Below are 21,150 nucleotides of genomic sequence, written 5' to 3'. Positions count from 1 at the left end.
AACGGTAGCATCATGAGCGATCTGAGAAGCACGGTCTTTAAATACCGGAGTTATACTCCCATACCATTCCTTCTGGTAATGTTTTTTTACGCTGAGAGCAATCTCTACAGTATGATTGCCGGCGCACTCATCGTTATAGCAGGCGAACTGATCCGGCTCTGGGGTGTTACCTGGGCAGGAAGCGAGACCCGCACTACCGGAACTGTAGGAGGCACCTATCTGATTATCAGCGGGCCGTTTGGTTATGTGCGGAATCCCCTCTATGTGGGCAATATCCTGTTATATATAGGGTTCGGCGTTTTTTCAAATGCCCTGTTTCCCTATTTGCAGATAGCGGCTCTGGTGTTCTTCGCTGTTCAGTATCACCTGATTGTTGAAGGGGAAGAGGGATATCTCCGGAAAACCTTCGGCGCTGACTATGATGATTATTGCAAGAATGTTCCCCGCTTTATTCCCAGACTCACTCCGTGGAAAAAAGAAACCGTAGTGCAGCCGCCGCAGAGTCTGCAGGCAGGTCTCCGCTCAGAGCGCCGCACGTTGCAGGCAATCTTCTTTGTAACTCTTACCCTGGTGATCATATACAGTGTGAGGAAGTTTGGCTGAGCAGCCCCAACGCAGTGTTCTTATTGTCGCCGGTGAAGTCTCCGGTGATAATCATGCTTCTGCCGTGCTGCACAGACTGCGGGAAAAGGCTCCCGCTTTAAAATTTTATGGCATCGGGGGAAACAAAATGATGGATGAGAACGCTCAGCTGATTGAACATATTGACAATATGGCGTTTCTCGGATTCTTTGAGGTATTAAAACATATTCCTTTCATCAGAAAGGTGCAGGACCGTCTGATGGAGGTTGTCAGACGGGAAGGTATTGATACAGCCGTGCTGGTTGATTATCCCGGCTTTAATCTGAATTTTGCCCGCCGTCTGAAAAAAGCGGGTATCCGCGTGATCTATTATATATCACCGCAGATCTGGGCATGGGCCCCCTGGCGGATCAGGAAGATTAAACGGCTGGTTGACCGTATGCTGTATGTATTCCCCTTTGAGGGAGACATTTACAGGAAGGCGAGCATCCCGTCTGTATATACGGGGCACCCGCTGGTAGAAAAGTTTAATTCGTATCCGTATCAGCCCCGTGAAGAGTTTTTTGCGGAATACGGACTTGATGCTCAGAAGGAAATACTGCTTCTGCTGCCGGGAAGCAGAAGCCATGAGATAAGCAAAATTCTGCCGGTGATTCTCCCCGCGGCAAAACGGCTTGCTGAAGAATCCGGTTTTCAGATTGTGGCAGCGGGTTCCCCGACCATCAGTGATGATATATATCAGCAGTATCTGGCGGGCACCGGTGTAACGCTGATCCGCGGGAAATCCCTTGAACTGATGCGGTATGCCTCATTCGGCATTATCAAATCGGGAACATCAACCATGGAAGCGGGACTTTCGCTCCTGCCGATGGTTGTGGTGTATAAAACAAGTTCCCTGACTTACGCAATAGGGCGGATGCTTGTTCAGGTGAAAAATATTGCCATGGCAAATATCATCTCCGGCGAAACAGTTGTACCGGAACTGATTCAGGATGACTGCAATCCGGATAGGATATATCAGGTGTCTTCTGAAATCATCCGGAGTCCTGAAAAACGGGCGGCGATTAAGGAAAAATTTGCCCTGCTGAAAGCAAAACTCGGTGAAAAGACCGCGTCAGAAACTGCCGCTGATGAGATTATAAAGTTTGTCTATGATACGCGAAGCTAAACACAGCATACTCAGGTTTCTGGGGTATCATGCACTCGGCAGTGTAGCGGGAGCATTATGCCGGTCGCTGCGGGTAAACAGAACCAACAATGAGATTTTTGATGAGTATGTGCGTCAGAATAAAAGATTCATCCTTGCCTTCTGGCACGGTACTATGCTTTATCCCTGGTATTATCACCGCGGAAGAAAATTTCTCGGCCTGACCAGTCAGAGCAAGGACGGGGAAATCCTTGCGAGAATTCTTCGCAAGTGGGGATATACCGTAACGCGCGGCAGCAGTTCAAAGGGAGGAAAAGTTGCACTCGGCATCATGACTGATTTTGCAAAGTATGAAGGTTCAGTGCTGATTACACCTGACGGTCCGCGCGGACCGGTGATGGAGTTTAAGCCCGGAGCGGTAGTTGCGGCTCTCAGAAGTTCCGTGCCTCTTTTTCTTGTGGGAGTGGGTTACGAAAAGAAAAAACATCTGCGGAGCTGGGACAAATTCTCGGTTCCCGCGTTTTTCAGCAGAGTGAATCTGGTTTATTCTGATCCGGTTTTTGTAACCAGAGAGATGAGCAAGGAGGACGTTGATCAGATAATTAAAAAATGCTCTGACGAACTGACCCGTCTGCAAGAAACAGCCGGTGTATTTTGAAAAACCTGGCAGCTGCGTTCCGCTTCCTGCTCTGGCCGCTTGTACCGGTTTATCTGGCGGTAACAGCTCTCAGGAATATGTTTTTTTCGGCGGGGATTAATCGTGCCGTAAAAAGCAGCGTACCGGTGATTTCAGTCGGTAATATTAATACCGGCGGCTCGGGGAAAACTCCTTTTGTGATATATATGAGTAAACTGCTCCTGTCACTTGGGAAGAAGCCCTCAGTTCTGAGCAGGGGATACGGAAGAACTACCAAAGGATACCTCCTTGCGGCAAAGGAAGGCAGGCTTTTAACAAGCGTGGAAAAATGCGGTGATGAGATATATCAGACGGTTCTTGAAAGCGGAGTTTCGGCTGCGGTCTCAGAAAGCCGTGTTGAGGGAGCGAAAAAACTGGCTGCTGATACCGGAACGGATGTGATTGTCCTTGATGACGGATTTCAGCACCGGTGGCTAAGCCGTGATATTGATCTGGTGATTTTTGATGTGAGCGCATGGCTCTCTCATCCGGCGCAGAGAACGCTGCTTCCGGCTGGAAACCTGAGGGAACTTCCCTCGGCGATCAGACGTGCGGACGCGGTGGTTCTGAATCATAAGTTCTCTGAAAAAATGTTTTTTCCTGAGGAGATAAAAAAATATACTGCCGGGAAAAAAGTGTTTAACGCGCGGTACAGCGCGGCTTCGTTCCGTGATGTGAAATCAGGAACCGAGTATGACCGGAATGATTTTAACGGCCAGAAAAGCCTGGTGGTATGCGGTATAGCGAACCCCCATTCTTTTATTATGGCGCTGGCCTCAATGGGCATTAACACAGCGGAGCAGATGGTCTTCCGTGATCATAAGTTTTATACCAATGATGAAGTGCAGCTCATCAGGAAAAAGTTTTACTCAACAAACGCGCAGTCGGTTATCACCACACAAAAAGACGCGGTTAAACTCCGGCAGTTTGCGCGTGAACTGGATGATATTGATATATACGCCCTGAACATTGAACTGGTCATGGAAGAGGCGGAAGAATTTAAAGTGTTCGTGAAATCGAAAATATAACAAACAACACATTATCACAATAATGTAAATAAACATAAGGAGAAGCAATCTATGGCTAAAAAAACGCAAAAGTATGTTTACTTCTTCGGCGGTAAAAAAGCAGAGGGCCAGGCAGATATGAAAGGCCTTCTCGGCGGAAAAGGTGCAAACCTTGCCGAGATGGTTAATATCGGTCTTCCGGTTCCTGCGGGCTTTACCATCACAACCGAAGTATGTACCTATTACTATGACAATAAGAAAAAATATCCTGTTGAATTAAAATCTCAGGTTGAAGCTGCACTGAAGAAAATTGAAAGTGCAATGGGAGCAAAATTCGGCGATCCGAAAAATCCGCTCCTGCTTTCCGTAAGAAGCGGCGCGCGTGCATCAATGCCGGGTATGATGGATACTATCCTCAACCTCGGTCTTAATGACGTTACCGTTAAAGGACTGATTGAAAGAACCGGTAAAGACCGTTTCGCGTATGACTCATACCGCCGCTTTGTGCAGATGTACGGTGACGTGGTTCTTGGTCTGAAGCCGGTTGACAAACATGAACATGATCCCTTTGAAGTGATCATGGATGAAAAGAAGAAGCAGCGCGGCGTAACAAAGGATACCGACCTGACTGCTCAGGATCTGAAAGAACTGGTTGAAGAGTTCAAAGCAGAAATCAAAAAGAAAACCGGACACAAATTCCCCGACAATCCGATGGATCAGCTCTGGGGCGCTGTCGGCGCAGTATTCGGTTCATGGATGAATGACCGTGCTATTGTTTACAGAAAACTGAACAACATTCCTGCTTCATGGGGAACTGCTGTTAATATTCAGTCAATGGTCTTCGGAAACATGGGCGAAGATTCAGGCACCGGTGTTGCATTCACCCGCGATCCTGCTTCCGGTGAGAATGTATTCTACGGTGAATATCTCTTTAACGCACAGGGAGAAGATGTTGTGGCTGGTACCAGAACGCCACATCCGATCGCTGAGCTGAAAAAAGATAATCCCGGCCTCTATGCTCAGCTGGATAAGTTCAGAAAAATTCTCGAAAAGCATTATAAAGATATGCTTGATATCGAGTTCACCATTCAGCAGGGCAAACTCTGGATGCTGCAGTGCCGCGTAGGTAAAAGAACCGGTTTTGCGGAAGTGAAGATCGCTTATGACATGGTTAAGGAAAAACTGATTGATAAATCAGATGCACTGATGCGCATTGATCCGAACAGTCTTAATCAGCTGCTCCGTCCGGTCTTCGATGCTGAAGAAAAGAAAAAAGCGGTTGCTGAAAGAAAAGTTGTAGCAAAAGGCCTCAATGCAGGTCCTGGTTCAGCTTCCGGTAAAGTAGCTCTCTCCGCTCAGGATGCAACCGAAATGGCCGCCAAAGGCGATAAGGTAATCCTTGTCCGTATTGAAACCTCTCCTGAAGATATACAGGGTATGAACGCATCAGAAGGTATCCTCACCGCAAGAGGCGGTATGACTTCTCATGCTGCACTTGTTGCTCGTCAGATGGGTAAAGTCTGCGTGGCCGGCTGCGGAAGCCTGAAGATTGACTATGCAAGCCGCTCCATCCGCGTTGAAAACCGTGATGATGTTCTCATCAAAGAAGGTGATTATATATCAATTGACGGCTCAACCGGTGAAGTGATCATGGGCAAAGTTGCAACCAAGCCATCAGAAGTGATTCAGGTTCTTATTGAAAAGACCCTTCCGGCTGAAAAGTCTGATGTATTTAAGACCTTCAGCGCGGTAATGAAGTGGGCAGATGAATTCCGCCGCCTCAGAATCAGAACTAATGCCGATCAGCCCGATCAGACCGAAAACGCGATTGCATTCGGCGCTGAAGGTATCGGTCTTACCCGTACCGAGCATATGTTCTTTGAAGGTGACAGAATTACCTCAGTCCGCAAGATGATTCTTTCTGATACCGTTGAAGGAAGAAAGGCAGCTCTTGCTGAACTTCTCCCGTTCCAGAAGGAAGACTTCAAAGGAATCTTTAAGGCGCTCAAAGGATATCCTGCTACCATCAGAACGCTGGATCCGCCGCTGCATGAATTCCTCCCGCATGCAGAAGACAAAAAGAAAGTTGATGCTCTTGCTGCTGAACTGAATGTTCCTGCTCAGAAACTGGTTGAAAAGATTAACAGTCTGCATGAATTTAACCCGATGCTTGGATTCAGAGGATGCCGCCTTGGTATCCGCTATCCGGAAATCACCGAAATGCAGGCACGTGCGATCTTTGAAGCTGCTGCTGAAGTAATTAAAGAAGGCACCAAAGTAAAGCCGGAAGTAATGATTCCGCTGGTTGGCGACCTGAAAGAATTCAAAATGCAGGAAAATATCGTCCGCACTGTTGCAGCCCAGGTTATGGCTGAAAAGAAGATCAAATTCCAGTATTTGGTCGGAACCATGATCGAACTGCCGAGAGCTGCTCTCCTTGCTGATGAAATTGCACAGGGTGCAGAGTTCTTCAGTTTCGGTACAAACGATTTGACCCAGACCACCTTTGGCGTATCCAGAGATGACGCGGGAATGTTCCTCCCTCTCTATGTTGAAAAGGAACTCCTCCCGACAGATCCGTTTGAAGCACTTGACAGAAAAGGTGTTGGCAAACTGGTTCAGATGGCTACCACACTCGGAAGAGGTGTGCGCAGTGACCTGAAAGTTGGTATCTGCGGTGAACACGGCGGTGAACCTTCATCAGTCATGTTCTGCCATGATACCGGTCTGGACTACGTGAGCTGCTCACCGTTCAGAGTGCCGATTGCACGTCTTGCTGCAGCCCGCGCTGCGGTTTTAGAACAGCGCAATGTAAAGAGCGCGAAAAAAACCGTTAAAAAAGCGGCAAAGAAAAAATAATCACGTAAAGTGAATTGATCCATGGCGGAGCTGCCAGGCAGCTCCGCTGGATCTTTATAATGACTAATTACTAACTGCCAGTTACTAATTAGTTAAGGGGGTTTATGGTCATGGTGCTCATCAGAAGAATGCGGATTCTGCTGATGAGGTTCATGATCGTGAAAAGAAATTATATATAAACATAAGGAACAGAAATGAAGTTAACAGATTTCAGTTATAATCTGCCGAAGAACAGCATAGCCAAGTACCCGGTATCTCCGCGCGATAAGGCAAAGCTGATGGTGCTGCACCGCGAAGAGCAGACCGTTGAAAATAAAGGATTCACCGACATTGTTGATTATATGTCAGAAGGTGATGTGCTGGTGGTTAATGAATCACGCGTGTTTCAGGCACGTCTTTACGGCAAGAAGGAAAAAACCAACGCAAAAATTGAGGTTTTCCTGCTGAGGGAACTGAATGCCCAGGATGCAATCTGGGATGTGATTGTTGATCCCGCAAGAAAAGTGCGCATTGGCAATAAGATTTATTTTTCCGATACACTCTGGTGCGAAGTTATTGATAACACTACATCACGCGGCAGAACGGTCCGCTTTAATCAGACCGGCAATATCTTCCGTGCGGTAGAAAATATCGGACTTACTCCCCTTCCTCCCTATCTGAAACGTGAGGCGGAAGAATCTGACAAGACCGATTATCAGACTGTATATGCACGTGTTGACGGTTCCGTTGCGGCTCCGACTGCCGGACTTCACTTTACTGATAAACTCCTGGAAAAAGTAAAGAAAAAAGGAGTCGCGGTTGCTCCGGTCATTCTCCATATCGGACTCGGCACCTTCCGTCCCGTTGAAGTTGAAGATCTGACCAAGCATAAAATGGATTCAGAATACTTTGAGATTACCAAAGAGTCAGCAGATACTATCAATAAAGCGATTCACGCAAAGAAAAAAGTATTTGTCTGCGGTACCTCAACCGTCCGCGTACTTGAAACATCAGTAACTGCTGAAAACCTTGTCCGCCCGAACAAAGGCTGGACCGACAAGTTCATTCATCCGCCGTATGATTTCAAGATAACCAAAGCTCTCATCACCAATTTCCACGTATCGGAATCAACTCTGCTGATGCTGGTTGCGGCCTTCGGCGGTACCGAATTCGTTATGAAAGCATACCGCAAAGCTGTTAAGGACGATTACCGTTTCCTCAGCTACGGTGATGCAATGCTTCTCTTATGAGGACAGTAGCAGTAATCCCCGCCGCAGGGAAGGGAAAGCGGCTGAAATCGCAGGTACCGAAGCAATATATTAAATATAAAGGGAAGCCGGTGCTTGCATGGACTCTTGAGGTATTTCAGAAGTGCCCGCTGATTGATGAAATTGTGGTGGCTGCGGAAAAATCATATCTCAAAAAGATCAGGCAGATTGCTGAGGACTATAAAATCAAAAAGCTGATCAACATTGTTGAAGGCGGCAAGGAGCGGCAGGATTCCGTATATAAAGCGCTGCTCTCCCTTAATCTGGGGAAAAGCGATCTTGTTGCCGTGCACGATGCCGCCCGCCCGCTGCTGCCGATGGAGATTCTTGTTGAAGGCATTAAAACCGCTAAAAAGAAACGGAGCGGTGTGATTGCCATTAAAGCAAAGGATACACTGGTAAAAGGGGATAAAATGATTGAGAGTTACGTCCACCGCGATGATGTATATTATGTCCAGACGCCGCAGATCTTCCGTTATACCGATCTGTTCTATGCCATGGAACTTGCGTACCGGGATCATTACAAGGGGACGGATGAATCATCACTGGTAAAGCGTGCCGGTTATCCGGTTCATCTTGTGGAAGGCTCACTGCTGAATTTCAAGATTACCACCGCTGATGATCTTGAACTTTTCACCCGTCTGGTGCAGGTAAAATGATTGTTGCCCTGCGGTTATTTTACCGCAGGGTGAAATCCATAATCAGGGATGTATAATGGGGCTTACCGTCAGCATTCCGTTCATCGTTAATGAAAGACCTGCTGATATATCCGTGCGCATCCTCCTTATATCCCTTGTGAAACACCCGTTGTTCATCCCAGTATTCTACGGGATGCGCCTTAAATCCTTCTCTGGCGAATAACTCCTGCAGAGTCAGATAGGTGAACAGATTTTTATGATCGTCTGACCCTTCGCCGCTTCCTCCCGGGCGCACTGCTTCGATATAATTCTCATCTCCGTGAAATCCGTCCGGAACCGCAACACGCATTCTGAAATTCTCCGATGCATATTTCTTAATGTTGCGAAGCATGGCAAGGATATCATGTTCTGTCAGATGCTCAAGCACATGTTCGGCAAGGATGTTATCAATTTTACGGCTGCCGAAAATTCTCCTGAAATCCTCTTCTTTTGTCAGATTCAGATGCCAGATATCCGTCTGCAGCCAGCCGGGAAAACTGGTTCCCCCCGCGCCGACGACAATTTTGATGGTATCGTGGCTGTTTTTATATATATGCCACTCAGCCATTTTAAACAGTTTGAGAAAGGGGATGAGACCCCTGAACACCAGTTGTTTGAACTTCTTAATCATATCTGCAGTGTATTATCCGGCCGGTAAAAAACCGTGGTTGATTTTTTGAACAAGATTCCGGGTGCGATGCCGTAAAAATCGATATATTTAAATCCGGCATCAGTAAGGACTTTTCTTCCATCCGCATACTCAGGCCGTTCGGAATCATCAAGAACAATCACTCCTTCTTTCGTAAGAAACGGAAGCGCGGAGCTGATACATTCATTTCTCCGTATGCCGTCAACGAAGATGATATCGTATTGAGTGCCTGTTCCTGCTATGCTCTTTTCATACGCTTCATCTTCCGCAAAGATCAGGGTACAGTTTGCTGGAATCCTCCGCTTCATATCCTGATACCAGTATTTATCATGCTCGCAAGATGTAACTGATGAGACTCTTGGAGCAAAAAAGAGTGTGGAATAACCGGATCCGTATTCGAATACATTCTGTGAACTTTTCAGGCGGGTCCGGATGAAATCAATAAAAGAATAAGTAGTCCAGGGGATTGGTTTTCCTTCTTTGTCCAACGGTGTTTTTGTCTTGTATGACTCAAACCACCCTTCTTCCAGAAGCAATCCGAAGATTCTCTGTGAGAGGAGAGCACTGAGCACCTGCGGTTCTGCGGCAAGTTTTACAAGCGCTCTGAGTTTTTCTGATAATGAATAGGCCATTGATATATATCTCGTTAAAGTCTGAAGATTCGCTTCAGCGGGTTTTTGTGAATGGAGAAGAAAAAATTACTGAAACTTTTTCTCCCGGCTTCCGATTCCTGCAGCTCAATTTTTCTGATGCCTGCATAGTTTTGTGCAACAGGTACATCAAACACATTGGTGCTTTTGAGATGCGTTCCGGAATCATCCGCCCCCTGGTTGTTGACAAAAGAAGTGCCGGGATACAGCGTAAGCATATCCCTCAGGAAAAGGCTTGCGTGCCAGCGTACAGCCCAGGAACTGTTTTTCCCTTCAACCTGCTTTTGCAGCATTCGGTAATACGGGTACGAATTATTAAGATCAAATTCTCTGACAAGGCCCCGCTGTTTAATCTGTGAGAGCAGTTTTTTACCATCAGGTTCAAAAAAGCTCCAGGCCCGTTTCCAGGTAGCCCATCCCCAGCAGTCACCGCCGCGCAGGAAAAATGTTTCAGGCAGTTGTTCCCTGACAGGATAAACATAGCCGTGTATGCTTCCGGCTTTCTCATCCTCGGCGTAAAGATTCAGTCCGTCATTCATGTAAGCAAGGAACCAGGGAGAAACAATAAGGTCATCTTCGAGCACAATCAGCCGGCCATATTCTTCCAGCAGTTTTGATACACCTGTTATGATGTTTTTCGCGAGGCCGAAGTTCTCCTGCCGTTCTATAATCTTTACCGACTGAAATTCGTTAACGGTTTTTATATACTTGCGTACTTCATCCACACCCGTTACTCCCTCATGCTTTGGTGCGTCAGAGATGATGATAAGTTCGCTTTTTTCAGCTTCTTTATTTGCCAGCAGGGAATCTATCAGATTCTTTGTATGGCGCGGACGGTTATACACAAAGAGAGCTATCGGAGCGTATTGCATGCTACTTCTTTACCAATTCTTTAAATCCTCCCGCGGGCGAACGGAGAATTTTTTTAATAACATGCAGTTCAGCTTCTTCATAAAACTTCAGCGGAAGTAGAAGCAGCGGGAATCCTATAACAAGGAGCAGCTTTAAGCCAAGATTAAAAAATAAAAATTCCGATGACCAGAAAGCAAATGGAAGATACAGCAGAGAGCCAAGCAGTATCAGCAGAAAAGTCTTTTTATGTTCAAAAGGTATGTGGTAATATCTGTCTGAAATCTGCAGGGAAAGCAGATAAAGAAAAAGAAAAGAAAGCAGCGTGGTATATGCTGCTGCCATCATGCCGTAAAGAGGAATAAAGACAAAGTTCAGAGTCACATTCATGAAAGCTGCGGACAAGGAAAGAGGAATCAGTGACTTTAAGTTGCGAGTCAGAAATTGCCCCAGCACCGCGACCAGCCGCATTCCGCTGAAGATATATCCCAGTATAACAAGCGGAACAACTTTATACGACGGCCAGTAATCTTTATTCAGAGCAAAAAGCTGAATCAGTTCCTCCGCGTAAAGGGAGAGGGCAAGCCCGCCCCAGACCAGAATAAAAGTAAAATAGGTCAGCAGTTTGCTGTAATACCGTTTGTCTCCCTCTTTGCCGTACATTTTATACGCGGCCGGGAGAAGCGTAAGAGTAAATGGCATGATGATAAACATATTAAGCACCCCTGCCACACGGTACCCCAGGTCGTAGAGTGCAACCTCCTCAGAACCGCGGTAGTAGCCAATGATATAGCGGTCGCTCACATTCAGAATCATGAAAGCAACTGACGTAAAAATAAGGGGGATGCCAAAGCGGACTGATGCGGGGAGGATATCCTTCCTGAAAACCGGAGTCATGTTTCTGAACTGATGCAGAGAGGTATATATAGCTGTGAAACCGTCGCCGGCAAGATAGCCATAAAGCACTCCGGCAATTCCGTACCCCTCATAAGCAACAAAGTAAATGGTGACCAGGAGCGTTATAAGAAGACGGCCGAGATTGAGCCCCGTATAGAGGACCGATTTTTCCTCAGCTCTGATTTTATCCAGGCAGAGTCCGTGTATGATGCGCGAGACAAAAATCGCGGCGATCACCCAGTAGTGGGTTTCAAACATGCCGAGCGGAACGGCGAATCCGGCAATAATATCAAGAACAGACCATCCGAAGAGTACCGCTGCTAACGCAACCGCAAGAGAGAAGCTATATATAGTGAAGTAAATAGATTTGATACCGTCCTTATACTCAGCGGTATCATTAAACATCACAATTGAGGGCCCCTGCCCGAGAGCAAAGAGTTCAACTGCGATGACCAGGGTTACTTCGACAATGGCAAGCTGGCCAAAATCACCCAGAGAAAGGTATGTTGTATAGAGCGGCAGGAGGATAACCCCCATCGCCTTGGCAGCAGCATTGCTGATGCTGTAGACGATGGAGTGCCGTAAAAATCCTTTAAGCTGGGCGAGCATAATTTCTTATGCTGCTTTCTTTTCCTTTTTTACAAAGGGGAGCGCAATGGTTATAACCAGGCCGAGTACAACCAATGTACTGAGAATCAGGGATATATACATGCTGATGGTCCATGATTCAGGCAGATAGGTGAATACCAGCGTATGTTTACCTTCGGGCACAACCACACCCATGAAGGCATGGTTGGCTCTCAGAATTTCAAGCTCATTGCCGTCAATGGTTGCATTCCAACCCGTGGGCATATAGGTGGAGGAGAACACCAGGAAATTCTTTCCACTGGCGGTAACTTCAACCACAATTTCCTCATCCTTATAAGAAGTGATGCGGGCAGAGGCGGTGGAATCAACTTTCTCAATTCCCTCCACGGGAACCTCAGTAAAAGAAATCGTGCGCGGATCAAAGGGTGCGTCTTTCATCATGTTCAGTACGTCAAGCGCGGGTTTTACCGCGACGGAATCAGCAAAGAATACGCGCTCGAGGAAATAATCATTCTGGTATATTACCGTTTTATTCTGGTTATATACCGGGGTAAGTCCGGGCAGGGGAACATTCTGATCGGCAATAACATATTTCACATTGCCTGTCATCCAGAGCACCGGATTAATAGGGCCAACAACATCCATCAGATCCTGGTAGGCGCGCGGTTTGATTGCTGAATAACCGTAAAAATCCTCAAGCAGGAAATATGCGTGGTAGTTTGAGTTCTGATTCAGCGATCCGGGTGAGCCGTCCTGCTTGATATTGATTATGCGGAACGGAGTTTCATTCTTTTGCTCTTTGATAAAGCGGACGTAATCAGGCATCACGAACATGCTGTTCTTATCAGGTGCGGGGGTATATCTTGCGCCTCTGGCATCAACTCTCAGCAGATCAGCGGCCGTAATGATGATGGCAATCAGCAGTACTACCGAACCGGAAAGATTGTTTCGCAGAAAAGCAAATGCTCCGAAGAAGAGAGCCGTAAGCGCGAAGAGGGAGAAATATAAATCTCCGGTGAACATCTCCGCGGCATATTCTTTAAGAACCTGCATCTGTGCCCCCTGCTTGGTCGCGGTGAAGCGCTCCATGAACCATGATGCAATGACCGAGTTAAGCAGAAGCGAAACCAGAAACAGAGCGCCAAATCCGTAAGCTGCATATTTAATAATGTTTTCCGCGAAGGCATCTTTTTCACTCCGCAGAGAAATGATTTTTTTCAGCCCCAGTGCGGCAAGTATCGGGAAATGCATCTGCAGGATTACTAAGATCATCGAGGGCACCCGGAACTTATCAAAATAGGGGAAATAATAGAAGAAGAGATCAAACAGCACGGGAAAAGTTGAGCCGAATGAAAGAAGCAGCGCAAAGATATTGAGAATCGTAAGGTATTTTACCAGAGGATCCTTCCACATGGTTATAATCGCAAAAAGCGCGAGGAAGAATACCAGCACACCCATATACATCGCCACATCAACAAAGGGCATCTGACCGAAATAGGTATTAACTGCAACTTCCTGATTCTGGCTCAGCGGCCCCTGATAGGTTGAATAGCCAAATCCGTAAAATGAAGGAACCACAAATGTTGCAACCTCACCCGGTGAAAATGACCAGTTGGTATGATATTCATAATACTCCGACTCAGACTGTGCGGCTTTTCCGGTTGATTCCTCAACAACGGATTTCCCTCCTCTGGTTGAGTAGGGGGTATATTCGTATATCTGGGTGAAGTTATCCGCCTGAATCAGGAATGCAATAACAACGGCTCCGGCAAGCGCTCCTCCTGACTTGACCAGACGCACCCGCTCTTCACTGCCCTTTGAACCGAGAGTAATATAATAGAGGAAGTATATACCAATGGAAAGCAGCAGATAAAAAATAATCTGCAGATGGAATCCCTGAATGAGCAGTTGCAGCGCGACCGTGAGTATAAAGAAATCGCGCAGGGTTATCTTTTCTTTAAACCTGAGCAGTATGAGGAAGACCAGCGGATACCACGCAAGTGAAGTGAGCTTGGTAACATGGCCGATAAACAGGAACACAATGATGCCGGTTGAGAATACCGTTGCAATGCTGCTGAAGAGCCCGATAAGAAAATTACCGGTCAGATGCCGCACCAGCATAAACATGGTTACCGCAAGCAGAATCAGATAGAATGTCCACCTTACGTATTCAACGCTGAATAGTCCGGTATAAAAATCTCTTGTTACGGTGAAGATAACATAAATCAGATTAAACCAGGTAAAATCAATACTGAGTGAATATGCCGGCATGCCGCAGAATATATGAGGGTTCCACAGACTGAAGGTCTCCCGCTCTTTTGCAAGATAAGGCTGTGAACTTTCAGCCGCGATAATATCCCCCGACTCAAATGACATACCGCCAAAAAAGAGGGGATTAAGGAACATCATGAGCAGGATGGTTACAATGCCCAGGACAACCGGAAGATGAAACTTTGTGGGGAAATATTTCTCAAGATCAAACTCAGCCAGAAAACCAGACTGCTTTGTTGTTTTATTCTTGGTGAGATTGCTGCTTTTTTTCTGTTTTGACATTTGGTTATGTTCCTCTTAAAACTTGTTCAGCGGAAATAATAGAATTTATGCCGTTGCTGCTTCCGGCAGGAAAAAACTGCTGCCCTTGCCCGGATGCAGTTACACTTTTTTTGCAATAAGATTGATGCCTGAACCCTTTTCACTCACGGTGCTGTAGTCAATATACATCATCAGCAGGGTAAAGGGGAGCGTGAGCAGGAAATAAAACGGCAGTACCAGAAAGAAAATTTTTGACGCGTTCAGCATGAGCATCGGATATTTAATTCCCAGGCGCCATGCTTTGTCTCCCCAGAAGCCGTAGGTGTAACGGTAACGGTACACTTCAAAGCCGAAGGGTTTCAGTTTGTCCCGCAGTTCTTCCCATGAGTAGCCGACCCGTGCATGCTCTCCGATAAAACTTTCCTCCTCTTCATCATGCACATCACTGCCGCCGTAAACCGATGGGGAGTTGATGAGTACATATCCGCCCGGCTTAAGGGCGCGGGAGAAATTGTTGAATACGGTAACATCATCCGCAATGTGTTCCATCACATCAACACAGACGATCAGGTCAAAACGGTTTTCATGATTAACAGCGGTCAGGTCTTCAACCGCGAAACTGACATCACCGATCTTTGCGGCTGAAAAAAACCCGCGGCAGTCGTTAATCCAGTTCTCTTTCACGTCAACAGCATAAATGCTGCAGGGAGAAAGTTTTTTGCTCATGAAGTAACTGTACTGCCCGTATCCGGAACCGGCATCGTATATATCGATTTTTTTTGAACCAAACGCGGAGCGGAGATGACGGAGCTCCCTGCGGACAAACCAGGAGCGGAGGAACATCAGGTCAAGCAGTTTATAAAAAACTGCCCGCAGGACGGGCAGTTTCTTAATTACCGCGGCGAATACATCTTTAACGGGATCGTAATGCATTCAGCCGTTAATTTGACTGGTCTTTAATTTTATATTCAGCATCATTCTGAAAGTTGTGAACCATCAGTTCGCCGAGCAGTCCGGTTGAAAAGAACTGCGTTCCGACGATGATTAACAGCATTCCAAGGAAAAGCATGGGGCGGTTGCTCAGCGGCTGGCCGTTGATCCACTCCCAGGTCAGATAACCGTTCACTGCGAGACCTGCCAGCATGGTAAAGGCGCCAAGAAATCCGAACAGATGCATCGGGCGCTTTATATACCGCGTCAGAAAGACAACCGTGAGAAGATCAACAAATCCCTTAAAGAACCGGGAGATGCCGAACTTGGTTTTGCCGTACATGCGCGGATGATGCTTTACATCAATCTCGGTTACGCTGAATCCGTTCCAGTGGGCCAGAACGGGCATATACCGGTGCAGTTCTCCATAGACCTGAAGACTCTGTGCTGCCGCTTTGCGGTATGCCTTCAGTCCGCAGTTGAAGTCATGAATTTTAATTCCGCTGAAAACGCGGGTGGTGAAGTTGAAGAACTTTGAAGAGAATCTTTTAATAAAAGGATCATAACGTTTCTTCTTCCAGCCGGAGACCAGATCCCATCCTTCTTCAAGTTTCTTTATCAGGTTTGGTATCTCTTTCGGGTCATCCTGAAGATCTGCATCCATGGTGATGATCACGCTGCCGGTTGCCATCTTGAAGCCCATCTGCAGGGCTGCGGATTTGCCGTAGTTTTTCTGGAATGATATATATTTCACCCGTTTGTCAACGCGTGAAATCTCCTTGATGCGCATCAGCGATTTATCAGTGCTGCCGTCATCAACAAAAACGATTTCGTAGGTGCGGCGGGTGTTTTCAAAGACTTTTCTGATTTCAGTATAGAGGGGACGCAGTGACTGCTCTTCGTTAAACAGAGGTACCACAATTGAGATTTTTTCATTCTGCGGAATTCTCTGCTGGGTCTGTTGTTCAACCCTTCCTGCCGGATCAGATTTCTGATTTCTGTCGTTTCTGTCTTTCCGGTCAACCCGTTCGATCCGCTCTGCACGGGGCTGACGATCCGGACGCGGGGTCTGCTGGCGGTCAGGCCGTTCCTGCCGGACCTGCGGCTGCTCAGTTTTTTCTTTAACCTCCGCGTTCTGATTCTGAATCTGATTCTGCTGTGGCTGCTGCTGACGCTGCCTGTTATCAGGTCTAGGCTGATTTCTCTGCTGGTTCCCCTTGCGGCGCTGATTAAGCACCCGGCGGTCAATTCTGCCGAGATTTGGATCATCTTTCGGGGTTTCAGTAGAAGCTTTTTCTGAATCTTCAGAAAAGGGATTGACAATTTCTTTCTGTTCTCCCTCGGTTTTCTGAACCGGAATCGGGATGTACTCCACATGAGTGGTCGGCTCTTCGCTGTACCGTGAATCTCTGGCGGGTTCTGCTGCCCGCTGTGCTTCCGGAGCAGGTGCTGCGGGAGTTCTTCTTACTTCTGCCGGTGCTGATTCAGCCGGGGCAGGGGGAGCGGACGGCGTTTCGGTCCGCTGCTGATTCCCGTCTTCCGGGGTGTTTCCCTGGTTCTTTTCCTGGACGGGGTCGTTGTTTTCGCTCAAATTACAATATTCCTAAATAATATAAATAGTGTAGCAAATTACGGCAAAAGGGGGGGAAAATCAATGTAAATTAAGGAGTTAGGGGAATTCAATGTACAATGAACAATTAACAATGTACGGGCAGTTTTACCCGGGTTTAATCCAGCGAATAGAGAATTGACAAGGGATAATGGAAAATGAAAGGCGGGGTTGTACTGCAATTCATAGTCCCGGGTGATCCCACTGTCACCGGATCAGTTGAAGGGTTCACGCAAGGGTAATTATCAATAGAGTGCCACAATCCCGCTGAGGAAAATCATGATACATTGAGCCGCCTCATCCGCTCTCTGATTATTGTAATAAATGATTCCTGATATTCTCTGGTGAGAAAACTTTTCCGGATAAAGGGGTACCAATCACCGGCTGATTTTTCAATTCTTGAGAAAAGCCGTTCCTGCTGCTGAGGTTCAATAGATAATCGTTCAAAAAACCGGATAAAATCTTCTCTCGTTATTTTATTTTTCCTGCCGTTTAGGGTAAGCGCCATTTCTTCTTTGTCTGCGGGATTTACCAGTGCTGTTGAAACCAGATCGTAAGCAGGGGAAAGGCGGTACTCTTTCGGCCCGGTTCTTATGATGGAAAAATTCTTTAAATGCATGTCAGCATTCCCGGTTACAAAAGAAAAAAGCAAAACCTCACAGAGACCGATAGCATCAAGAACAGGGAATGATGAGTACTGCAGAATTGCTTTAGCCACTTGTTCATAACTGCCCTGATATTTTTCTTCTGTGAGTTTTCCGGTAATCTGGCACATATCCTCCATGTGAATCTTAGACCCTTTAATCCGGTCTATTCTTCGTGTTATATATGCAAACGAACCTGAGGCAAGACGGATGAGACTATGCGGTACAACAGGTATTCCCGCGATCTCAGCCAGATGCATTGTCAGGTCTTCTGTCTCAGGGAGCTGCGGATAGTGCAGTGAGGGCGGTTTAAGTATATACTGCCCCCAAAGCCCGGCAATGGTGAATCTTTTTGATGCCTGATTTCCCCTTTCTTTTTCAATATCCAGCGAAAGCTTTGGCTGAACTCCCGTTACTGAGATACTGGAACGAATTATCTGAAGTCCCAGTCCGGCAAGTTCCTTTTCTGTATAGGCAAGGACGGGCGCTTCATTTTGCAGAAAGAGTTTTTTTGAACATTCCTCATGAAATTCGCTATCCCCGTTAAGTACCGGCTGATAACAGGCAAGACAAATTCTGTTCATGATAAAGCCCCCTCCTCTTCAGGTATGATACTTACTGCCCCGATGCAGTCTTTGCAGCAGGCGAGCAGCAGCCCCATTCTGTCCCTTGGATTCAATTTCCAGTTTTTTTCTGCGATTTCAAGAAGCCATCCCTCGGGTATCAATCCGTCAAAAAACGGAAAGAGACGGTCGCTGTGGAAAGTTTCCTCCTGAAGATGTAATGTAAGACTGACTGGTTCAGCATTTTTATCTGTCAGATATTCCGGGAAGTAATAAAAATGATATCCTTCTTCATCCTGAAAAATCCTTCCTGCTTTTCTGTTATTGTAATAAACTACTGCACCGCGCATAATAATTCTCAGTCCTTAAGTGTGAAGGTATGTTTAACCGGTCCGAGTTTATGTCCGAACAGGGCTAAGACCTTATTTACCTTATCCATCCGCAGGGTTTCTTTTCCCTGCTCAAGCTCCCTCAAAAACCTCAGTCCGACCCCCGCCTTCCAGGCAAGTTCGGGCTGGGTTAATTTTACAGCTTTTCGTCTGGCTTTAACAAATTCACGAAGTTCCATTTTATACCTTAATGGGTGTAAAACTAAATTACTAATGGTGAAATATACCATATAGGGTATAAAAAACAAAGTTTTATAAAAATATACCTGATTAGGTATAAAAAGATGAATTAGTCGTAAATTATACCTTTAAGGGTGTAAAATATAACGAAGTTAAAATTGGATTTTCAAAAACCTGGAACTTCTTTTCCTTCAGATAATTGTCCCCACAGACTTCAAGAATGCATAACTCAAACCCTTCCCTAAAAAATGCTCCTCCTCTAAAAATAACCGTCCATCATAGAAAAAAACCACAAAAACCTTTCGGCAGCCGGTTTAACCCCGCTCCTCATAATTTTCGGGGTACTTGTTCAGGTTTTCTATTTTAGTATATTTCAGAAGTTAAAAGCATTAATACAGCACTACTCACAGCAGACGAAAGTCATACCGGAAACAGCATACGAATGAAATTTGATCTTCTCAATAACCGGGATAAAGCATACTGGGCCTGCCAGGCGGGCGGCTGGGGTCTTTATTTTCTGATCAATTTTCTTCTGACGGCAAGTTACGAGGGTTTTAAGGGAAGGAATTTCATTCTCCTCCTCTATATGTCAATTACCGGACTTGCCGCAACACACATCCTTAGATTTTATATAAAAAAATACCGCTGGATAGACCTCACCTGGAAATCACTGCTGCTCCGGCTGCTTCCGTCAATTCTTCTGACCGGTGCTGTCATTACCGCACTGATCTTTCTGGTGATTGAATTCGGGGGCATCTATGATCTTGAACGGGTGAATCTTACCGTGGTGATGGGCAACTTTTTTAATATCAGCATTATTATTCTCCTCTGGTCGGTTGCGTACTTTGCTTTTCATTATTTTATCAGCTATAAAAATTCAGAAATTGAACGGCTGGTGTGGGAAGCGGCAGTTAAGGATTTTGAACTGAAGACGCTGAAGTCGCAGCTGAATCCTCATTTTATGTTTAACGCAATGAACAGCATCCGCTCCCTGATAGAGGAAAATCCTGAGCGGGCCAAGAAAGCGATCACCCAGCTTTCCAATATCTTCCGTTACTCACTGCGCATCGAGCGGAGTGAGACCGTGCCCCTTGAGGATGAGATGAAAACGGTTGAGGATTATCTTGCGCTTGAACTGGTGCGTTACGAAGAACGGCTGAAATACAGGATTGAAATTGATCCCCTGACCAGAAGTATCGAAATACCGCCGATGATGGTGCAGACTCTGGTCGAAAACGCCATTAAACACGGTATTGCCCGCAGGCCTGAAGGGGGGGAGATTATGATCCGGACGATGAAGATACCGTCGTTTCTGGCCATTGATATATATAACACAGGAACGCTGAGTACGGAGGAGCTGATGGCCTCGCGCGGATTTGGTATTGCCAATACCAAGCAGCGGCTGCATCTTCTCTATTCCGGTACGGCAGAATTTGAACTGACGCAGGAAGGGGATAAAGTGAAAGCTGAAATTAAAATTCCAACAGGAGAACTGATATGAAAGCACTGATCGTTGACGATGAACGCCTCGCGCGCGCTGAACTTGCCCGCCTTCTGGCAGAGCACAAGGATATTGAAATCGTGGGAGAGGCAGTGAATGCCGATGACGCGATTGAAAAAATAAACCAGCTTCAGCCGGAAATCGTATTCCTTGATATACAGATGCCCGGCAAAACCGGATTCGAAATGCTTGAAGAGATGGATAACGTTCCCCATGTTATCTTTACCACAGCATACGATGAATACGCGCTCAAGGCATTTGAATATAATGCACTTGACTATCTGCTGAAACCTATTGACCCGAAGCGCCTTGAGGATGCGGTAAAGCGTGTGCTTAGAAGAAGCGCTGCTGAGGAAACCCCGCTGCCGGCAGGTACCCTGAAAGCCGAGGACCAGGTTTTTGTGAAGGACGGAGAAAAGTGCTGGTTCGTGAAACTGGAGGATGTGCGCCTTTTTGAATCGGAGGGCAACTATGTCCGTATATACTTTCATGAGAATAAACCCCTCATTCTGCGCACTCTTAACTATCTGGATGAGCGCCTTGATCAGCGTACCTTCTTCCGTGCCAACCGGAAGCATATCATCAATCTGAAATGGGTTGAAAATATTGAACCCTGGCTCAACGGCGGACTCCTGGTCAAACTGAAAGGCGGTCAGAAGGTTGAAGTTTCGCGCCGTCAGTCCATTCGCTTTAAGGAAATGCTGAGTCTGTAATATATAGTTTGTAACCGGCCGGCAGTGAAAATATACGCTGCCGGATTTTTTAACACGAAAGGCACTAATTAAAGAGAACGAATTTCACTAAAGCCGCGATCGTAATTCGTGTAAATTAGTGTCCTCAAATTCGTGAAAATTAGTGTAAAATTTTCGGCGACGATGATTAACACGAATTGCACAAATATAAGAGCACGAATTTCACTAAAGCCGCGATCGTAATTCGTGTGAATTAGTGTCATTAGACTGAAAGAAAGGGAG

19 protein-coding genes are annotated in these 21,150 nt (G+C 46.3%); 9 read left to right on the top strand and 10 right to left on the bottom strand.

Annotated elements, in window-relative coordinates; translation table 11 throughout:
* The first annotated feature begins 12 nt into the window (after positions 1 to 12).
* The 7 genes from HRU80_16030 to ispD all read left to right on the top strand — a co-directional run bounded on the left by HRU80_16030 (position 13) and on the right by ispD (position 8,177).
* Positions 13 to 603: an isoprenylcysteine carboxylmethyltransferase family protein gene (locus HRU80_16030; protein QOJ30297.1), complete on the top strand. Its 591-nt coding sequence runs from the start codon at positions 13 to 15 to the stop codon at positions 601 to 603.
* Positions 596 to 1,750, top strand: a complete 1,155-nt coding sequence (gene lpxB / locus HRU80_16025; protein ID QOJ30296.1) for a lipid-A-disaccharide synthase — start codon at positions 596 to 598, stop codon at positions 1,748 to 1,750. The genes HRU80_16030 and lpxB overlap by 8 nt, the downstream gene beginning before the upstream one ends.
* Complete coding sequence (locus HRU80_16020) at positions 1,734 to 2,387, top strand: lysophospholipid acyltransferase family protein (protein ID QOJ30295.1); 654 nt, start codon at positions 1,734 to 1,736, stop codon at positions 2,385 to 2,387. Before lpxB ends, HRU80_16020 begins: the two co-directional genes overlap by 17 nt.
* A 5-nt stretch (positions 2,388 to 2,392) precedes the next feature.
* The gene (gene lpxK, locus HRU80_16015; GenBank protein QOJ30586.1) at positions 2,393 to 3,433 is read left to right on the top strand and encodes a tetraacyldisaccharide 4'-kinase; all 1,041 of its coding nucleotides are present in this window, start codon (positions 2,393 to 2,395) and stop codon (positions 3,431 to 3,433) included.
* Between the two features lie 51 nt (positions 3,434 to 3,484).
* Entirely contained in the window at positions 3,485 to 6,271 is a 2,787-nt protein-coding gene (locus HRU80_16010) for a pyruvate, phosphate dikinase (GenBank protein QOJ30294.1), read from the top strand.
* 194 nt (positions 6,272 to 6,465) lie between these two features.
* Positions 6,466 to 7,500, top strand: coding sequence for a tRNA preQ1(34) S-adenosylmethionine ribosyltransferase-isomerase QueA (queA, locus tag HRU80_16005; protein ID QOJ30293.1), 1,035 nt, complete (start codon positions 6,466 to 6,468; stop codon positions 7,498 to 7,500).
* Positions 7,497 to 8,177, top strand: coding sequence for a 2-C-methyl-D-erythritol 4-phosphate cytidylyltransferase (gene ispD / locus HRU80_16000; protein QOJ30292.1), 681 nt, complete (start codon positions 7,497 to 7,499; stop codon positions 8,175 to 8,177). The genes queA and ispD overlap by 4 nt, the downstream gene beginning before the upstream one ends.
* A gap of 19 nt (positions 8,178 to 8,196) precedes the next feature.
* Here the strand turns inward: ispD and HRU80_15995 are convergent, their stop codons facing one another.
* The 10 genes from HRU80_15995 to HRU80_15950 form a co-directional block, all read right to left on the bottom strand.
* Entirely contained in the window at positions 8,197 to 8,826 is a 630-nt protein-coding gene (locus HRU80_15995; protein ID QOJ30291.1) for a hypothetical protein, read from the bottom strand.
* On the bottom strand, positions 8,823 to 9,476 hold the full coding sequence (locus HRU80_15990) for an FkbM family methyltransferase (GenBank protein ID QOJ30290.1): 654 nt from the start codon (positions 9,474 to 9,476) through the stop codon (positions 8,823 to 8,825). Before HRU80_15990 ends, HRU80_15995 begins: the two co-directional genes overlap by 4 nt.
* Before the next feature lie 14 nt (positions 9,477 to 9,490).
* Positions 9,491 to 10,366 (bottom strand): glycosyltransferase, encoded by an 876-nt coding sequence (locus HRU80_15985; protein QOJ30289.1) that lies wholly within the window; start codon positions 10,364 to 10,366, stop codon positions 9,491 to 9,493.
* A 1-nt stretch (position 10,367) separates the two neighbouring features.
* Positions 10,368 to 11,849: an oligosaccharide flippase family protein gene (locus HRU80_15980; protein ID QOJ30288.1), complete on the bottom strand. Its 1,482-nt coding sequence runs from the start codon at positions 11,847 to 11,849 to the stop codon at positions 10,368 to 10,370.
* A 6-nt stretch (positions 11,850 to 11,855) separates the two neighbouring features.
* The gene (locus HRU80_15975; GenBank protein QOJ30287.1) at positions 11,856 to 14,381 is read right to left on the bottom strand and encodes a YfhO family protein; all 2,526 of its coding nucleotides are present in this window, start codon (positions 14,379 to 14,381) and stop codon (positions 11,856 to 11,858) included.
* Positions 14,382 to 14,480: 99 nt separating this feature from the next.
* Positions 14,481 to 15,293, bottom strand: a complete 813-nt coding sequence (locus HRU80_15970; protein ID QOJ30286.1) for a class I SAM-dependent methyltransferase — start codon at positions 15,291 to 15,293, stop codon at positions 14,481 to 14,483.
* Between the two features lie 7 nt (positions 15,294 to 15,300).
* Positions 15,301 to 16,236 (bottom strand): glycosyltransferase family 2 protein, encoded by a 936-nt coding sequence (locus tag HRU80_15965; protein QOJ30585.1) that lies wholly within the window; start codon positions 16,234 to 16,236, stop codon positions 15,301 to 15,303.
* Positions 16,237 to 17,176: 940 nt separating this feature from the next.
* The gene (locus HRU80_15960) at positions 17,177 to 18,127 is read right to left on the bottom strand and encodes a HipA domain-containing protein (protein QOJ30285.1); all 951 of its coding nucleotides are present in this window, start codon (positions 18,125 to 18,127) and stop codon (positions 17,177 to 17,179) included.
* Entirely contained in the window at positions 18,124 to 18,456 is a 333-nt protein-coding gene (locus HRU80_15955) for a HipA N-terminal domain-containing protein (GenBank protein QOJ30284.1), read from the bottom strand. The genes HRU80_15960 and HRU80_15955 overlap by 4 nt, the downstream gene beginning before the upstream one ends.
* A gap of 8 nt (positions 18,457 to 18,464) precedes the next feature.
* Complete coding sequence (locus tag HRU80_15950) at positions 18,465 to 18,674, bottom strand: helix-turn-helix transcriptional regulator (GenBank protein QOJ30283.1); 210 nt, start codon at positions 18,672 to 18,674, stop codon at positions 18,465 to 18,467.
* Positions 18,675 to 19,117: 443 nt separating this feature from the next.
* Here HRU80_15950 and HRU80_15945 point away from each other — a divergent pair, with 443 nt between their 5' ends.
* Positions 19,118 to 20,176, top strand: coding sequence for a histidine kinase (locus HRU80_15945; protein QOJ30282.1), 1,059 nt, complete (start codon positions 19,118 to 19,120; stop codon positions 20,174 to 20,176).
* Positions 20,173 to 20,889: a response regulator gene (locus HRU80_15940; protein QOJ30281.1), complete on the top strand. Its 717-nt coding sequence runs from the start codon at positions 20,173 to 20,175 to the stop codon at positions 20,887 to 20,889. Before HRU80_15945 ends, HRU80_15940 begins: the two co-directional genes overlap by 4 nt.
* Positions 20,890 to 21,150 lie beyond the last annotated feature (261 nt).

This window comes from Ignavibacteriales bacterium, from assembly GCA_015709675.1.
In the GTDB taxonomy this organism is placed as follows: Bacteria; Bacteroidota; Ignavibacteria; order Ignavibacteriales; family Ignavibacteriaceae; genus H2-BAC3.
The sequence above is the reverse complement of the archived record's forward strand: the minus strand, read 5'-3'. Positions and strand labels throughout refer to the sequence as shown.

Bases quoted from the DNA above. Each gene is read 5' to 3' on its own strand.
- HRU80_16030 (QOJ30297.1), top strand. From the start codon at position 13: ATGAGCGATCTGAGAAGCACGGTCTTTAAATACCGGAGTTATACTCCC.
- HRU80_16020 (QOJ30295.1), top strand. From the start codon at position 1,734: ATGATACGCGAAGCTAAACACAGCATACTCAGGTTTCTGGGGTATCAT.
- HRU80_16010 (QOJ30294.1), top strand. From the start codon at position 3,485: ATGGCTAAAAAAACGCAAAAGTATGTTTACTTCTTCGGCGGTAAAAAA.
- queA (QOJ30293.1), top strand. From the start codon at position 6,466: ATGAAGTTAACAGATTTCAGTTATAATCTGCCGAAGAACAGCATAGCC.
- ispD (QOJ30292.1), top strand. From the start codon at position 7,497: ATGAGGACAGTAGCAGTAATCCCCGCCGCAGGGAAGGGAAAGCGGCTG.
- HRU80_15995 (QOJ30291.1), bottom strand. From the start codon at position 8,826: ATGATTAAGAAGTTCAAACAACTGGTGTTCAGGGGTCTCATCCCCTTT.
- HRU80_15990 (QOJ30290.1), bottom strand. From the start codon at position 9,476: ATGGCCTATTCATTATCAGAAAAACTCAGAGCGCTTGTAAAACTTGCC.
- HRU80_15985 (QOJ30289.1), bottom strand. From the start codon at position 10,366: ATGCAATACGCTCCGATAGCTCTCTTTGTGTATAACCGTCCGCGCCAT.
- HRU80_15980 (QOJ30288.1), bottom strand. From the start codon at position 11,849: ATGCTCGCCCAGCTTAAAGGATTTTTACGGCACTCCATCGTCTACAGC.
- HRU80_15975 (QOJ30287.1), bottom strand. From the start codon at position 14,381: ATGTCAAAACAGAAAAAAAGCAGCAATCTCACCAAGAATAAAACAACA.
- HRU80_15970 (QOJ30286.1), bottom strand. From the start codon at position 15,293: ATGCATTACGATCCCGTTAAAGATGTATTCGCCGCGGTAATTAAGAAA.
- HRU80_15960 (QOJ30285.1), bottom strand. From the start codon at position 18,127: ATGAACAGAATTTGTCTTGCCTGTTATCAGCCGGTACTTAACGGGGAT.
- HRU80_15955 (QOJ30284.1), bottom strand. From the start codon at position 18,456: ATGCGCGGTGCAGTAGTTTATTACAATAACAGAAAAGCAGGAAGGATT.
- HRU80_15950 (QOJ30283.1), bottom strand. From the start codon at position 18,674: ATGGAACTTCGTGAATTTGTTAAAGCCAGACGAAAAGCTGTAAAATTA.
- HRU80_15945 (QOJ30282.1), top strand. From the start codon at position 19,118: ATGAAATTTGATCTTCTCAATAACCGGGATAAAGCATACTGGGCCTGC.
- HRU80_15940 (QOJ30281.1), top strand. From the start codon at position 20,173: ATGAAAGCACTGATCGTTGACGATGAACGCCTCGCGCGCGCTGAACTT.